At 48.2% G+C, this 14,856-nt stretch carries 11 protein-coding genes; 5 read left to right on the top strand and 6 right to left on the bottom strand.

Going from position 1 to position 14,856, the window contains the following annotated elements; all coding sequences use genetic code 11:
* Positions 1–25 precede the first annotated feature (25 nt).
* The 5 genes from PSE6802_RS0106315 to PSE6802_RS28035 all read left to right on the top strand — a co-directional run bounded on the left by PSE6802_RS0106315 (position 26) and on the right by PSE6802_RS28035 (position 6,787).
* Positions 26–1,120 carry an alkene reductase gene (locus tag PSE6802_RS0106315; RefSeq protein WP_019499204.1) on the top strand — a complete coding sequence of 365 codons (1,095 nt, stop codon included), beginning with the start codon at positions 26–28 and terminating at the stop codon, positions 1,118–1,120.
* 177 nt (positions 1,121–1,297) lie between these two features.
* The gene (locus tag PSE6802_RS0106310) at positions 1,298–1,999 is read left to right on the top strand and encodes a glutathione binding-like protein (RefSeq protein ID WP_019499203.1); all 702 of its coding nucleotides are present in this window, start codon (positions 1,298–1,300) and stop codon (positions 1,997–1,999) included.
* 371 nt (positions 2,000–2,370) lie between these two features.
* Positions 2,371–3,360, top strand: coding sequence for a M48 family metallopeptidase (locus PSE6802_RS0106305; RefSeq protein WP_019499202.1), 990 nt, complete (start codon positions 2,371–2,373; stop codon positions 3,358–3,360).
* A gap of 109 nt (positions 3,361–3,469) precedes the next feature.
* Positions 3,470–4,126, top strand: a complete 657-nt coding sequence (locus PSE6802_RS0106300) for a Uma2 family endonuclease (RefSeq protein WP_019499201.1) — start codon at positions 3,470–3,472, stop codon at positions 4,124–4,126.
* Between the two features lie 57 nt (positions 4,127–4,183).
* On the top strand, positions 4,184–6,787 hold the full coding sequence (locus PSE6802_RS28035; protein ID WP_019499200.1) for an O-antigen ligase family protein: 2,604 nt from the start codon (positions 4,184–4,186) through the stop codon (positions 6,785–6,787).
* Between the two features lie 38 nt (positions 6,788–6,825).
* Here PSE6802_RS28035 and PSE6802_RS0106290 read toward each other — a convergent pair whose 3' ends face one another.
* The 6 genes from PSE6802_RS0106290 to cysE all read right to left on the bottom strand — a co-directional run bounded on the left by PSE6802_RS0106290 (position 6,826) and on the right by cysE (position 14,571).
* Positions 6,826–8,640, bottom strand: coding sequence for a putative bifunctional diguanylate cyclase/phosphodiesterase (locus PSE6802_RS0106290; protein WP_019499199.1), 1,815 nt, complete (start codon positions 8,638–8,640; stop codon positions 6,826–6,828).
* Complete coding sequence (locus PSE6802_RS0106285; RefSeq protein WP_019499198.1) at positions 8,633–9,037, bottom strand: response regulator; 405 nt, start codon at positions 9,035–9,037, stop codon at positions 8,633–8,635. Before PSE6802_RS0106285 ends, PSE6802_RS0106290 begins: the two co-directional genes overlap by 8 nt.
* A 140-nt stretch (positions 9,038–9,177) precedes the next feature.
* Positions 9,178–11,571, bottom strand: coding sequence for a HAMP domain-containing sensor histidine kinase (locus tag PSE6802_RS28030; protein ID WP_019499197.1), 2,394 nt, complete (start codon positions 11,569–11,571; stop codon positions 9,178–9,180).
* Positions 11,572–11,633: 62 nt separating this feature from the next.
* Positions 11,634–12,563, bottom strand: a complete 930-nt coding sequence (locus tag PSE6802_RS0106275) for an amino acid ABC transporter permease (RefSeq protein WP_019499196.1) — start codon at positions 12,561–12,563, stop codon at positions 11,634–11,636.
* Between the two features lie 131 nt (positions 12,564–12,694).
* Positions 12,695–13,795 carry an amino acid ABC transporter substrate-binding protein gene (locus PSE6802_RS0106270; protein ID WP_019499195.1) on the bottom strand — a complete coding sequence of 367 codons (1,101 nt, stop codon included), beginning with the start codon at positions 13,793–13,795 and terminating at the stop codon, positions 12,695–12,697.
* Positions 13,796–13,815: 20 nt separating this feature from the next.
* Complete coding sequence (gene cysE, locus PSE6802_RS0106265) at positions 13,816–14,571, bottom strand: serine O-acetyltransferase (protein ID WP_019499194.1); 756 nt, start codon at positions 14,569–14,571, stop codon at positions 13,816–13,818.
* Positions 14,572–14,856 lie beyond the last annotated feature (285 nt).

Genomic DNA, 14,856 nt, shown 5'->3' with positions numbered 1-14,856 from the left:
TCCTCTCAAAATCACTGCTAAAGTCATGAGTAAAAAATTAGATCTTTTCTCACCGATTCAGATTGGCACCTACAATCTACCTAACCGCATCGTAATGGCACCTCTCACTCGTATGAGAGCTAGCGCGGGTAACGTACCCACGGTCATGAATGCAACCTATTACGAGCAGCGATCGTCGGCTGGGCTGATTATTACGGAGGCGACGCAGGTCTCGCCGCAAGGGATGGGCTATGCTGGTACGCCTGGGATTCACTCCCAGGCACAGATCGAAGGGTGGCGGCTAGTTACCGATGCCGTACACGCCCGTGGTGGCAGAATTTTCCTACAACTAGGGCATGTGGGGCGTATTTCGCATCCATCCCTGCAGCCGGATGGAGCATTACCCGTTGCTCCCAGCGAGATCGCCGCCCAAGGTGAAGCAGTTACCTATGAAGGGATGAAGCCATTTATCGTCCCTCGCGCTTTGGAAACTGAGGAAATTTCTGGGATTGTCAACCAATTCCGGCAGGGAGCAAAGAATGCTTTGGAAGTGGGGTTTGATGGTGTAGAGATTCATGGTGCGAGTGGCTATCTGTTAGATCAGTTTCTCAGAGATGGCACGAACAAGCGCGCGGATAAATACGGTGGCTCTATTGAAAATCGCGCTCGCCTGCATTTAGAGGTGACGGAAGCCTTAGTTGATGTGTGGGGAAGCGATCGCGTTGGTATGCGCCTCTCGCCCAGCAGTACTTTTAATAGTATGAGCGATTCTAATCCCAAGGATACATTTAGTTATCTAGTGGAAGCGCTGAATCGCTTTAACCTAGCCTACCTGCATCTTATAGAAGCGGATGAAGCTGATGTCAGGCACGGAGGTACGCCAATTCCCACTAAATACTTCCGACCGCTTTACAAAGGTACCCTCATGGTTAATGGTGGGTATACCTTGGCAAGCGGCAATGCAGCGATCGCGAATGGAGATGCCGATCTGGTGGCGTTTGGGAAAGCTTACATTGCTAACCCGGATTTGCCGGAGAGATTTCGTCTGGGCGCACCTCTGAATTTGCCAGATGAGGCAACATTTTATGGTGGCGGTGAAGCAGGATATACGGACTATCCGGCGCTATCGCAATTATCGTAGGGACAATCCAATTTGCTCGTAGCTGCCCGGATGCAGCGATGCAGGCATGGGGGCGCTACCTTTGGGAAAATCAAATCCACTTGTGGCTGCCCAGATGCAGCGATGTAGACACGGGGGCGCTACCCCTACAGATATTGTCGCAGTCCTAAAAAACTCTACAAATGGAGAAGATAAAACATGATCGAACTTTACTATTGGACAACTCCCAACGGTCATAAAATTACGATGTTCCTGGAGGAAGCAGAATTACCCTACACGATCTTTCCTATTAATATTGGAGCAGGCGACCAGTTCAAGCCTGATTTTCTCAAGATCGCTCCCAACAATCGCATCCCTGCCATTATCGATCGCGAACCAATTGACGGTGGCGAGGCGGTTTCCGTGTTCGAGTCTGGGGCAATTCTTCTGTACCTGGCAGAAAAAACTGGGAAGCTAATTCCTGCAAACTTGCGCGATCGCGTTGAGGTACTGCAATGGCTATTTTGGCAGATGGGCGGCCTTGGGCCGATGGCAGGACAAAATCATCACTTCAGCCAGTACGCGCCGGAGAAAATCCCCTATGCCATCGATCGCTACGTGAAAGAAACAAGCCGTTTATATGCTGTTCTAAATCGACGACTCGGCGATCGCGAATTCATCGCAGGCGATAGTTACTCCATCGCTGATATCGCCTCCTATCCCTGGATTGTGCCGCACGAACGCCAGGGGCAAAACCTCGCGGATTTCCCAAATCTAAAGCGTTGGTTTGAATCAATTCAAGCTCGTCCCTCTACGATTCGCGCCTATGAGAAGGCAGAAGCATTCAAAAGCCAGACACTCGATATCGAGCGATCGCGTAATATGTTATTCAATCAATCGGCTGAGACCGTCCGCCGCTGATTTGTTGACGTACCAAAAAAACACTCCGAGCGATGCTCCAAATCCACCACAGCATCTCTAATTAAGATATTAGGAGTATCGTTGTTTAGTAATATATAGCGTTTTTCAGATGAAAACGAGAAGGGTGTTTGGGGGCAACGCCCCCAAGAAGGGGAGGCAGGGCGGTCTTGGGGGTTCCCCGCTAGAGCCACTGCCATGTGGAACCCCTTGACCCCGTCAATAAAACCTGTTCTCAATTGAAAACCGCTATAGCGTCGCGATTGCTCGAGGAAGGAGAAAAGGAGAAAGGTCTGCCCTCTAGTAATTTTTTTGGTTAACATAGCGATCGAAAAGATCGCAAAATTTTAGAGCTTTTGGAGAATTGCGTTAACATGCCCACATACACTGGAATATCTAGCGAAGCATTTCGTCATCCCCTCGATCGCCAGGCAGAACAAGCATTACGCAGCGTTCCGGGCTTCGATCTCCTCGCCAGCAAATTTGTAGAGTTCCTCTACGAACGTCCCCAGATGATTTACCACATGGGTAATAGCATTCAGGTGGGGCCGCGCCAGTATGCCACCATTTATCGCCTGTTTCGCGAAAGCGTGCGAGACCTGGACGTTCACCCCGAACCAACTTTGTTCGTATCGCAAAATCCCTACGTCAACAGCTATGCCCTCGGCCAAGATCGTCCCTACATCGTGATTAATTCAGGTGTCCTGGATCTGCTCGACGAAGCAGAAATTCGGGCGGTAATCGCCCATGAGTTGGGTCACATCAAATGCGGCCACACGATTTTGATTCAGATGGCAATGTGGGCGATGAGCGTTGTATCTGCGCTCAGCGAAGTGACATTCGGTTTGGGCGGACTGGTCAGCAGCGGCCTGATTTATGCATTCTTTGAGTGGCGGCGCAAAGCCGAGCTGTCGTCAGATCGAGCCGCACTTCTGGTTACCGACGATCTCGATATCGTGCAGCATACGATGATGCAAGTTTCAGGCGGCAGTAAAGCCTATGCCCACGAAATTAGCATGTCCGAGTTTAGCCGCCAGTCCGAAGCCTATCAAGAACTCGATAAAGATAACTTGAACCAAATCTACAAATTCCTGCTGTATAACGGCACGGGCAATCCCAATTCCATGCTCAGCCATCCCTTCCCCGTCGATCGCCTGCACTACATCCGCGACTGGGCCGGTTCTGAAGAATATCGTCAAATTCGTTTGGGTAACTACAAGCGATCGGATAGCGAGGGCGCGATTAACGTAGAACCAGAATCGCCCGAGACAAAGGCTAAATCTCAAAGCGACGAAGCAGAAGCCCTACGCCGACAAATTGAGGAATTGCAATCTGAGATCGACCGCTTCAAACGTAAAGAGTAGATATAATTGAGATTTCATTTATAGGCATAGACAGATCTGTTAGGACAGGGGGGTGTGGCTATATTTCAGTGCCATTCCGCTATAATCTTTTTAAAGTTTGCTCAAAGAGATGATTGCGTCAATATCCCTAAACCGTATAGAAATTGTGCCTGGGCAGAGGATCTACCTGCACGATCTTGATTGGCAGGAATTCGAGCAAGTTCTACTCGAATTGGGGGAAAAAAGGGCTACCCGCATTGCCTACTTTGATGGAGATTTAGAGATCCGGATGCCATTACCAGAACACGAACGCGTTAAAGCACTGATTAGCCACTTGTTGGTAGTGCTGCTGGAAGAACTGGATTTGCCCTGGGAGTCATTGGGTTCTTCCACCTTCAAAAAGCAAAGCATGAAAGCAGGTATTGAGCCTGACGATTGCTTTTATATTCAAAACAGTGAGGCCATGATTGGCAAAAAACGGTTAGATCTGACAGTCGATCCACCACCAGATTTGGCGATCGAAGTCGATCTAACCTCTCCGACCCAAATAAGTGCTTATGAGGCACTGGGAGTTCCAGAAATTTGGCGATATCGGGACGGTAAATTAGCAATTTTCATATTGGTAGAAGATCGTTATGTCGAGTCTTTGCACAGCCTCATCTTCCCAAACCTACCAGTTTTAGAAGGGATTTCGCGAGTGCTCGATCGCGGTAATGAAATACTGATGAGCGAGGCAAGAAAGGAATTCCGCCAGGAAGTCCAGAGTTGGCTTAAAGTGAATTATTAATGACGCTATTTGTCACGCGATCGCGTATATTGAGTGACGATATCATAGGCGAATTATATGGGATCTGGCAGATTATTAGGGGGTCTGGGCGTACTGATCTATGCGATCTTTGTATTGCTCCCTGCTAGTAGCACGCAGGCGATTGTTTGGCCGTGGGTACTGATTTGGCAGACAGGACTATTTTGTTTGGCACTGGTGGCTCTATTGCGCTTGTGGCGCAGACAACCGCCCTTTTGGTTATTGGGAAATAAGCTAGATTGGGCGATCTCTCTGCTATTTATCGCCCTCTGTTTGTCCGCGATTTTTGCTCAGTTTCCCGCCCAGGCCACATGGAACAGTTGCATTGGCTTTGCCTTAATTGCCGCCATCTATGCCACGCATAATTATTTACACCAAACAGGTAGTTTGAACTGGCTGCTTTCATTTCAAGGCGGTCTGAGTTTAGTTTTTATTGTCGAAAGCTTAGTCCTATGGATCGTCAATACTTTAGCTCCCAACCTATCCCAACTAAGCCAATTGCGTTCGCTCGGCATCAATCTCAACTTTGATTTTTCGGATATTGAATCGCGCAACTGGGCACCAATAGGCCATCAAAACTATGTTGCGGGCTTTCTCATGCTGGCAATTCCACTATTAATTGGGCTGGCGATCGCGCAGCCCCGCCGACGGACAATCTGGGGTGTTGGAGTAGGCTTGGGATGTATCGCTCTTTATACAACCAGTTCGCGGGGAGGCTTCTTAGGCATTTCCGTCTTATTGGTATTTGGCATTTTGGTGTTGTTGCTGCGCAGCAAAGCACGTCTTCAGGTTTTATTGGGGGGTATGGGTGCGATCGCCGTTACAGTCATACTAATTGCCTTTAACAATCGCCTGCAATCTCTGGTTAGCGCTCTACTGTCAGGGCGGGGTAGCAACGAACTTCTCTATCGCATAATTGCCGCTTATACCGGCAGGCAAATTGGTTTAGATAACATAGCGTTTGGGGCTGGCCCTGGCTCTGCTGCTTTGTTTTATCAGCGCTATCGTCCTGACTGGGCAGGTCGTGAGGCAGAGATGATGTTCCAATTGCACAGCACGCCCGTGCAAATTTGGGCGGAATTGGGTAGCTTGGGCGCGTTGGCCGCCGCGATCGCTATCTTTGCCATCCTGGGATTATTTGTGCGATTGCATTTCTCTTCCACCTGGAGGAGCGATCGACAGCAGCAGATAATTACCTATGCCCTGTTTGGCGGGCTGTTGGCCTATGCCGTCCAGGCCATTACCGACTATCAACTCGATGTATTTGCGATTAGTGGCAGCTTAGTAATTTTCACTGCTAGTTTTGCTTACATCGGTCAAATTCACGGCGATCGCAAAGAGCGCGTCATTCTAGGTGACTATCCACAACCAAGACGGTGGCTAGCTGGGACGATGACAGTACTCTTTATGGCTGCGATCGTTTGGATCGTCCCGGTGGATGCAGCGTGGCATTTTGCGAGCGTCGGTTTTAATTTCTTAGGCGACATTGAATTTGATGCCAGAAACGGCGATCTAGACAGATCTAAAGAGGATTTGCAGAAATTTAAGCAAAATCTGCAACGCGCCCACGAACTTGCTAGTTGGGAGCCTTACTATCCCTATCAACTGGGATGGAATCTGGGCAATCTCTCAGGGGTATATCCCGATCTCGAATTCAGAAACCAACTAAAGCGCGAAGGTTTAGAATGGCTGCAAAAGGGAATTAAAGTCAATCCCTATCAAGAATTTGGCTATAACAGCGCCGCATGGCTCAGTTTAAGTAATGACAGTCCCAAGGAGGCAGAGAAATTCTTTCGGAGCGCTCTAGAACTCGTACCTGCGAAGCGAGGACTCTTTTATGGTTTGGGGTTAAGCCTGTTGAGGCAGGGTAAGGATACTGGTACCGACGCGATCGCGCGGGAATGGCTCAACGACCCCATATTTATTACCAGTCCGATTTGGAACCTGGCTAATTCCCAGAGCAGCATTTTAAAGGAAACCGTGAAAATATTTAACAACTTACCATCAGCTTTAACCGCTCTGAGGGAGCGCAGCATTGCTTCCCAATCCGTGCAAAAACTAGATACTCTTTACGATCGATTGCTCAAAACTACACCTCAGAACAGCGATCTGTTTGCTCAACTACAACATACTCGTGCGGTAATAGACTGGTGGCTGGGCAGACCGGGGGCACTAGAGCGCATGCGAAAGGCAGGCAATCCTACGGCGCAAATCCTGGCAGATGCGCTGGAATCCAAACAGGCAAATATTCAGACCGCAATCGATCGACCGAGCACACCAGGGGCAATGGCGATCGCCGCCTGGTTCAAAAGCGATCGCCGATCGGATTTGCTGAAACAAGCATGGGCAATGGCAAACCGCAGGCTGCCAGGTAAAGAGGATTTGCAAATTATCAGTGCCATGACCGAACGCATGGATCGCTCTAAAAGCTTAGATGAGTGGCTGCGCAAACCGCTACTACCTAACGATCCGCTCGTACTGAGGTTCAGACGCGAGCGCACGGGCTTCGGCGTACTCAGCCGTCACGATGATAGTCCCATCCCAGTAATCGATTATCTCCAGGTAGAATCCAATGCGATCGTTTCTACATTCTTTGCCGACCTCTTTCCCACGCAGGGAACGCTTGCCCTATCAGGTATCTAAAACTTTTCGCTGTCGCGCAACCTGGTGCTCTCTACGATCTAACTAGCGATCGCAAACCGAGCGGTTCCCAAGATTTGTTGCTCGGCGGCCTGACTATCTAAAGGACGAGAGAAAAGATATCCCTGTCCAAATCCACAGCCCAGCATTCTCAATTGCTCTAACTGCTCGACGGTCTCAATCCCTTCCGCAATGACATCCATTTCGATGCTTTGAGCCAGCGAGGCGATCGCTCGCACGATCTCTAGATTTTCAGAATCGTCCGCCATCCGACTGACAAAGGAGCGATCTATTTTGAGTGTGTCAATTGGGAATCTGGGTAAATAGCTTAATGAGGAATATCCCGTGCCAAAGTCATCAATGCTGAGTTGAATATTTCTGTCACAGATGTTTTCTAACGTCTGGAGCACCATTTCTACATCGTCAACCAGCATGCTCTCGGTGAGTTCTAGTTTTAAGAACCTGCCATCCAGTCCTGTTGCTGCCAGCACGCGATCGATACATTCAATCAACCTCGGATCGCGCAATTGCTTGCCAGAAAGGTTAACGCTAACGAGCAAATCTGCCCGAGTTGGAAATGCATGGTGCCATGCATGCATTTGACGACAGGCTTCATGCAGTACCCATTCCCCTAATGGAATGATGAAGCCGGTCTCTTCTGCCAGTGCGATAAACTCGTTGGGCGGAATAAACCCTCGCGCTGGATGCTGCCAGCGCACCAGCGCTTCAAAACCAATGAGCTTGTTTGTTTTTAGGGATACGATCGGTTGATAGTGGAGTTGAAATTCTTGCTGAGTCAGTGCCTGCCGCAGGTCGCCTTCTAGTTGCAATACTTTGAAAGTACGGGTATGCAGATCGTTGGTAAACAGAGCATAACAGGATCTACCTGTCTTTTTCGCCTCGTACATGGCAAGATCGGCATTCCGCAATAAATCGGTCGCATTTTGATATGCCTGGGAACCGATCACGATACCTATACTGGCGCTGGGGAATAAGGTATGCCCCTCCAGGTTCAAACGATGGCATAAAGCTGCCAAAATGCGTTCTGCCACTTGAGTGGCTTCGGTCGGTGCGTGGATATGTTCGAGCAGGACTGTAAATTCATCCCCTCCGAGTCGAGATACCATATCATGGGTGCGCAGACACTGATGCAGGCGTTGGGTAATCTCGATCAGAAACCGATCGCCTACCATGTGCCCCAAACTGTCATTAATAATTTTGAAGCGATCGAGATCGATAAATAGCACCGCAAATTGGTAGTCTGGATTGGTGCGAGCGGTTTGCAGTACCTGTCCCAGGCGTTCTAGGAATAAGGTGCGATTTGGTAACCTCGTTAAAGCGTCATGGAGAGCATCGTGAGCCAGTTGCGCTTCTACTCGGCGGCGATCGCTTATCTCGCGCTGAAGTTCTAAGTTCATTTGTTGGAGGACGCGGTTTTGTTCGGCAAGCTGTTGCTCCTGCGCGAACCGCCGCAGTGCCTCCTTGACTGTTAGGGTCAGATCGGATTCATCCCAGGGTTTGGCTATATAGCGGTAGAGGTTGGCGTGGTTTATCAATTGCACGATATCATTGAGACCGATCGAACCAGTTAAGAGAATTTTGAGGGTTTTGGGGTAGAGAAGATGCAGGTGACAGAGAAATTCTACACCGCTCATATCAGGCATGGTCTGGTCGCAAATCACCAGTGCCACTTCAACCAGGTTTTGCGCTAGCTCGTCAAATAAATTTAGGGCTTCTTCACCGCTCTCCGCAGTTTCGATGTCGTAGTCATGACCCAGAACTCGTCTCAATTGGTCGCGCAGGCTCGTTAGTACAGTGCGTTCGTCATCAACGCAGATAATCGTTACCTTAGACATGAAATTTCTCCAGACCAGATTGGATAATGCCTATAAGGGTTTCTTCTGTCCAGGGTTTAGCTATGTAGGCGTGGAGATTGGCAAATTGGTAAGCTCGCTCAATTGCCGCTTCATCAGCATGGCCTGTGAGTAATACCGTCATAACGTCAGGTAACCGCTCCCGTACTTGAATTAAGAACTCATCGCCTTTTATCCCAGGCATCAACCAGTCGGAGACAATAACTAGCAGCTTAATGCCATCCGCACGTAACTCCTCTATGACTTCCCAAGCTTCGCCAGCACTTTCAGCTACTTCACATTGGTAGCGATCGCCAAAATGCTTAAAAATTTGATCTCGCAGACTAATCAGCACGATGCGCTCATCATCTACGCACAAAATTGCTCTTGCTACATTCATATGACGCGATCGGGTAAGATGTTCGTGAAAACTTTCATGGGAAAGCTCACAAAAGCCTCGCTCGCTTAGCCTCCAGTCAAAAGGGAAAAGGAAGGAAGGGGTCTGAGAACGCTTTTGTTGACTATACCCAGCACTCAGCATTATTTAACATCTAGGGGCGTTAAAAGCTGAAAATTTAGCGGTAACGACACCATAAAGGTTGTATTGCCGGGTTTACTTGTAACCACGATACTACCATGATGTCTGTCTATAATTTTGCGGACAATGCTTAAGCCCAGACCACTACCCTCGCCAATGGGCTTGGTTGTAAAGAAAGGTTGAAAAATTTGAGCTTGAATCGACTTTGGAATGCCAGACCCGCTGTCTCTGAATTGCACGACGATCTGCTCGTCCGCTTGGGAAACAGCGATCGCCAATTCACCTTTATAGTCCATTGCCTGGATGGCGTTACTAATTAGATTTGACCACACCTGGGAGAGTTCTTCGGGATAGCACATAATTGGCGGTACGTCCTGATAGGTTCTGGTGACTTCAACACCGCGTTTAATTTGATTTTGATATAGGGGCAATACCAGATCGATGCTCTCAGGGACAGAGGCACTGACCGGAGTACCGGACATATCCTGGCGCACGTAGTTTTTGAGCGCGTACACAATTCTCGCAGCCCTTTCTACAGCTAGCTGAATATTCTGACTGTTACTTTGAACTGACGAGAGATGATAAGCCGTATCTAAAATTGCAGGAGCATTGGCATCCTGTAGCAGGGGCAAAATCGGATCTATTGGAGCCTGGATACCCATTTTACTTAAGGGATCTGCCAGGGCATCCGCATTGGCTAAGCCTTGCTCCTGGAGGTTTTGTTTTAGCGATCGCCTTAGTTGGCGCTCCTCACGCGACGAAAGCATTGTTTGCGGGTGTCGGGCTAAATCTAAGAGAGTAAAAAACTCTACCAGTCGTTCGTGAGAGAGCGTTTGAATTAATGGTGGTAATTCTTGCAGGGATTGTGCTAGAGCACTGGTAATATTGCTAATCGAAGCTTTAATTGCTCCCAGTGGAGTATTGATTTCATGAGCGATTCCTGCCACCAGGTGTCCCAATGCCGACATTTTCTCCGCTTGGACGATTTCTTCTTGCATTGACTTAAGCTCGTCCATAGTCTCGTAGAGCTTTTGAGTACGCTCTTGGACTTGTTGCTCCAGGGTTTCGTTATAAAATTCCAGTTGTTTTTCTTTCTCACTGAGTACTGTATTGAGAGATTGCAATGCACTAAAGGATGTTTGCAGTTGGTTAGCCATGGTGTTGAACGACTCAGATAATTCACCTAACTCATCCTGCCGATTTAATTTCACATTCTGGTCGAAATTTCCAGCGGCGATCGCATGGCTGGCATCTTTTAATTTCTGAATTGGCCGGGTAAGCCAGAGGGAAGTATAGCTACCTAAGGCGATCGCCCCAAATAAAGCCAGAAGACATAAAAGAAAAGTATTGCGGATGTTGTCATTGATATATCCCATGAAATCAGCCTCTGGGATGACCACGACTGTCAACCAATCTAGTCCGTACGCGTCTTTCAGCAGTTCCAAGCGCACAAGATATGGGTTACCATCAATAGTAAAAGTAAAGCTTTGCTCGGAAGTAATTTGTTTGAGATCGCCGAACCTTTGGAGTAAATGCTTTGCTGTTGCCTGCGTTACAGAATCGCGGCTTTCTGTAGCTAGAAGTCGAATTTGGATATTTTCTTTTTGCCTGTAAGGTAACTCCGAGGTCGAACTCGCAATTATTTCACCAGAACGTTCGATAATGAAAGCCTGGCCTGACTGGCTAACTTTGATTTGATGAAGAAAATTACTAATTTGCGAAAGGAAAAGCTCAACCCCCATCACACCCTGTACTGCTCCTGCTTTGCTGTATACAGGAACTGAAGTTTTAATTTCTAGGGCTAAAGCGTTAGAAGATAGGGAAACTTCACTCCAGGCTAATGGTTCAAATCTTTGCTTTGGCAATCTGTCAGGCTGTGCTAGTGATAAATATTCCTGTGGATCGAACTCAAGGCTCGCTACTAGCTTAACTCGACGACCTTGCTCGTCAAGCTGATATATATTCCTATTTTTCCCAGTCGATCGATCCTTTACTTTAGTGATGAATTGACCGTTATCTAGCTTCTGAACGGCAATAAAGTCACCGTCTTTGTTTATATAAAAAAGATATGGCACGATGCCGTGACTTTTAATCTGGTTGAAGAAGAACTTTTCTAAAGCTGAGGGGTCTTCTACGTTCAAATTCCCATTGTAGACGCTGGAGAGCAGCACCTGGTTAACTAACTTAGGCTTCTCCATAAAACTAACTACTTCTTTTTCGATTCGACTCGCCACCGCTTCTTCTAAGCGATCGGTCAAATCTCTTACAGCTTGTTGCCCGCTCCTGTAAGAAAGATACATCACTAACCCAACGATCGCAAAGATTTGCAGGACAAATGGAAAAATTAACAGCGATCGCAACTTTGACTTGAATACAGGTTTAGTTTCAAACTTCATTGCTGGGTTGGGTGAATAGGCATGGTAGATTTATTTAAATATTGCCCATGGGTTTGAATTTTCTACCGTTCTCTAATCTGGACTCGGCGATTAATCAGGTTCATGACTAAGGAAATAATCAGGCTAATAGTTAAGTAGGTAGCCATTAAGAGCAAAACTATTTGTACGGGTCTGCCCGTTTGATTGAAGGTTGTAGACGAGATTGCGTAGATGTCTTCATATCCGACTGCGATCGCCAGGCTAGAGTTTTTGGCAATATTCAAATACTGACTGGTCAAAGGCGGAATAATCACGCGCATAGCTTGGGGGAAAATAATCAGTCGCAGAGTGGTACCAGGTTTTAGCCCAAGGGCTTTAGCGGCTTCCCATTGCCCTTTCGCAATTGCCAAGATGCCACCGCGCACGATCTCTGCAATAAATGCGGCTGAATATAGAGTCAGCCCGATGACCAGGGCGCAAAACTCGGATGACACGCTCATTTGCAAGATGGGAACGCTCACACCTTCGTTATTAAAACTTGCTATCCCCCATACATCTATGCTGTCCGGTGGCTTAGGCAGAGATAGAAATACCGCCGCATACCAAAAGAACAATTGCAGGAGTAATGGCGTATTCCGTAAGACTTCCACATAGACAAGTCCAACTTGCCGCAGCAACCAGTTATTAGACAAGCGCGCTACGCCGATACCAATCCCTACAAAAGTGGCAGATACGATCGCGATCGCCATCACCTTGAACGAATTGAGCAACCCCACGATCAAAGCTCGCCAGTAAGTGTCAGTAGGTTTGAAGTCAATGGGAGCTTCTCGGATATTAAACGAAGCCTGGGAGTTGAGAAATCCAAAGTCCAGCGTAATTCCTCGCTGCTGTAAATTACTACCCAAATTTCGCCAAACGATCGCCGCCAGGATCGCCAGCAGAACTAAAAAAACGAGTTGGGCAGCCATGCGCCAACTCCACCATGCTTTTAGATTATTAGTTGCGGTGCTCATTTGGGAATTTCCTCAGGAGGTTTTTCGTAGATCGAATACCCGCAGAGGCAATCCCTTGTGTTCGCCCTAAACCTCAGGGCAGAAGGCACTGCCCCTAGAAATTATCGGTACATTTTCTCGCAGGAATTACCTTAGCGGAATGGGGGTGAATACATAATACCGCCATCTTTAGCGAGTTTGTTCAAACCGCGTGGCAAATTGAATTTGGTAGTTGGGCCTAAATTGCGATCGTAAATTTCGCTATAGTTGCCAACATGCTTGACTACACGCGCCGCAAAATCATTACTCAGCCCCATACCCTTGCCCAGATCGCCTTCGACACCCAGGAAACGCTTGACTTCAGCATTAGTACTTTTTGCTTGCTCGTCCAGGTTCTTTGAGGTAATCCCCAATTGCTCGGCATTGATTGTAGAGAAAACAATCCATTTCACGGTATCCGACCATTTAGAGTCGCCATTCAAAACCGCAGGAGCCAGGGGTTCTTGAGAAAGCAAATTATCTAAGATGACGTGATCTTCGGGCTTGGGTAAGAGCGATCGCCGCGCAATCAGGGCAGAGCGATCGGCGGTGACCCCAGTACAGCGGCCAGCTTGATAGGCAGCGAAAGTAGCGTTGATATCTTCAAAAGTTACGGGTTTGTACTCGACGTTCAGCTTCCGCATCTGATCGGCGAGGTTAAGCTCTGTAGTCGTACCGATCTGGGCGCAGATAGACGCACCCTTCATATCAGCGAGGGTCTTAAAACCGCTATCTTTGCGCACCATCATACCCTGCCCGTCATAGAAAACAACGGGGGCAAACTCAAAACCATTTGATGTATCGCGACTGGCCGTCCAGGTGGTGTTGCGACTGAGGATATCGATCTCGCCGGTTTGCAAAGCAGTAAAGCGCTCTTTTGCGGTCAGATTGCGATATTCCACGGCATCGGGGTTATCAAATAGCGCCGAAGCGATCGCCCGACAAATATCCACATCAATGCCAGAATACTTACCGCTCTTATCCACAAAGCTAAAGCCGGGTACTTCACCGCTCACGCCACATATCAGCTTGCCCCTAGCCTGCACGACATCAAAGCGACTCTTTTGTGCGGTCGTAGGAGTGGTAGCGCCAGGCTGGGAAGATTGCTCCCCGGTGGCACAAGCTGTGAGGGTTGCTGCCGCGCCAGCTAGCAAAAACAGCCTTCTAGCAATTGATACAGCGGAATTAGATTTTGCCTTAACCTGTTGAGTCATAATCGTTCGATCGCCTACTTTTAGATTCCTGCACCTTCAACAAACTCGTCGCTGTGCAGGCTTTTATTACCATCAGCACTGCTGAGATGTTTGGGACGAACATCCCTCAGCCAGCTAGAGTCAATAATACATGTATTAGCAAGCTGAGAGCTATGCTGCTGGATTTGCGTTTCCAACTGCTCGACGCGCTTTAGAAGCAATTTGATCGCATCGCCTTCGGGGTCGGGGACTCCACAGTGGTCGAGCGGCGAGCTGGCAACGTTCTGACGATGCACTATGCGACCCGGTACGCCAACTACAGTGGAATCCGGCGGCACGTCCTTGAGCACTACAGAGCCTGCCCCAATGCGAACGTTACTGCCAATTTGAATGTTGCCCAACACCTTTGCCCCCGCACCGACAACAACGTTATCTCCAAGCGTAGGATGTCGCTTGCCAGTTTCTTTACCCGTACCACCGAGGGTAGTACCCTGATACAGCAAAACATATTCCCCAATAATGGCTGTTTCGCCGATCACGACACCCATACCGTGATCGATAAATGCCCCTTTGCCAATTACCGCGCCGGGGTGGATTTCTATACCAGTTAGAAACCTGGCAATTTGCGAAATTAAGCGGGGGATCAAGGGCAAGTGCAAACGATGCAATCGGTGAGCAAAGCGATACAGCCACAATGCCTGTAGCCCTGGATAGCAGAAAATAACCTCTAGCCAGTTGCGAGCAGCGGGGTCTCGCTCGAAAATAACCTGAAAATCAGTGCGAAGAGTATCTAGCACCTGTTATGTACACGTAGAAACACTAATATAAAGATCGTAACCGATCGAGTTCACATCGGTAACTGCCTCCAGATGTAATGCCGACCTGCTAATACCTTCTAATACTTATTTCGTCAGGGCTATTAAGAAAGTTAAAGTTTTATATACCAGCCAGTAAATGTAAGTGAATTACGGTTAAATTAATGTCCCAATCGTAGGATGTATAGACGTAGACAGAATCTGTTAGGACAGGGGGTGTGGGGGCTGCGCCCCCACGCAGGGGTGGAACCCCTGCACACCGTCCTA

The sequence above is a fragment of the Pseudanabaena sp. PCC 6802 genome, assembly GCF_000332175.1.
GTDB lineage: Bacteria > Cyanobacteriota > Cyanobacteriia > Pseudanabaenales > Pseudanabaenaceae > PCC-6802.
The sequence above is the reverse complement of the archived record's forward strand: the minus strand, read 5'-3'. Positions and strand labels throughout refer to the sequence as shown.

Coding starts and splice junctions, on each gene's coding strand:
- PSE6802_RS0106315 (WP_019499204.1), top strand. CDS start 26: ATGAGTAAAAAATTAGATCTTTTCTCACCGATTCAGATTGGCACCTAC.
- PSE6802_RS0106310 (WP_019499203.1), top strand. CDS start 1,298: ATGATCGAACTTTACTATTGGACAACTCCCAACGGTCATAAAATTACG.
- PSE6802_RS0106305 (WP_019499202.1), top strand. CDS start 2,371: ATGCCCACATACACTGGAATATCTAGCGAAGCATTTCGTCATCCCCTC.
- PSE6802_RS0106300 (WP_019499201.1), top strand. CDS start 3,470: ATGATTGCGTCAATATCCCTAAACCGTATAGAAATTGTGCCTGGGCAG.
- PSE6802_RS28035 (WP_019499200.1), top strand. CDS start 4,184: ATGGGATCTGGCAGATTATTAGGGGGTCTGGGCGTACTGATCTATGCG.
- PSE6802_RS0106290 (WP_019499199.1), bottom strand. CDS start 8,640: ATGTCTAAGGTAACGATTATCTGCGTTGATGACGAACGCACTGTACTA.
- PSE6802_RS0106285 (WP_019499198.1), bottom strand. CDS start 9,037: ATGAATGTAGCAAGAGCAATTTTGTGCGTAGATGATGAGCGCATCGTG.
- PSE6802_RS28030 (WP_019499197.1), bottom strand. CDS start 11,571: ATGAAGTTTGAAACTAAACCTGTATTCAAGTCAAAGTTGCGATCGCTG.
- PSE6802_RS0106275 (WP_019499196.1), bottom strand. CDS start 12,563: ATGAGCACCGCAACTAATAATCTAAAAGCATGGTGGAGTTGGCGCATG.
- PSE6802_RS0106270 (WP_019499195.1), bottom strand. CDS start 13,795: ATGACTCAACAGGTTAAGGCAAAATCTAATTCCGCTGTATCAATTGCT.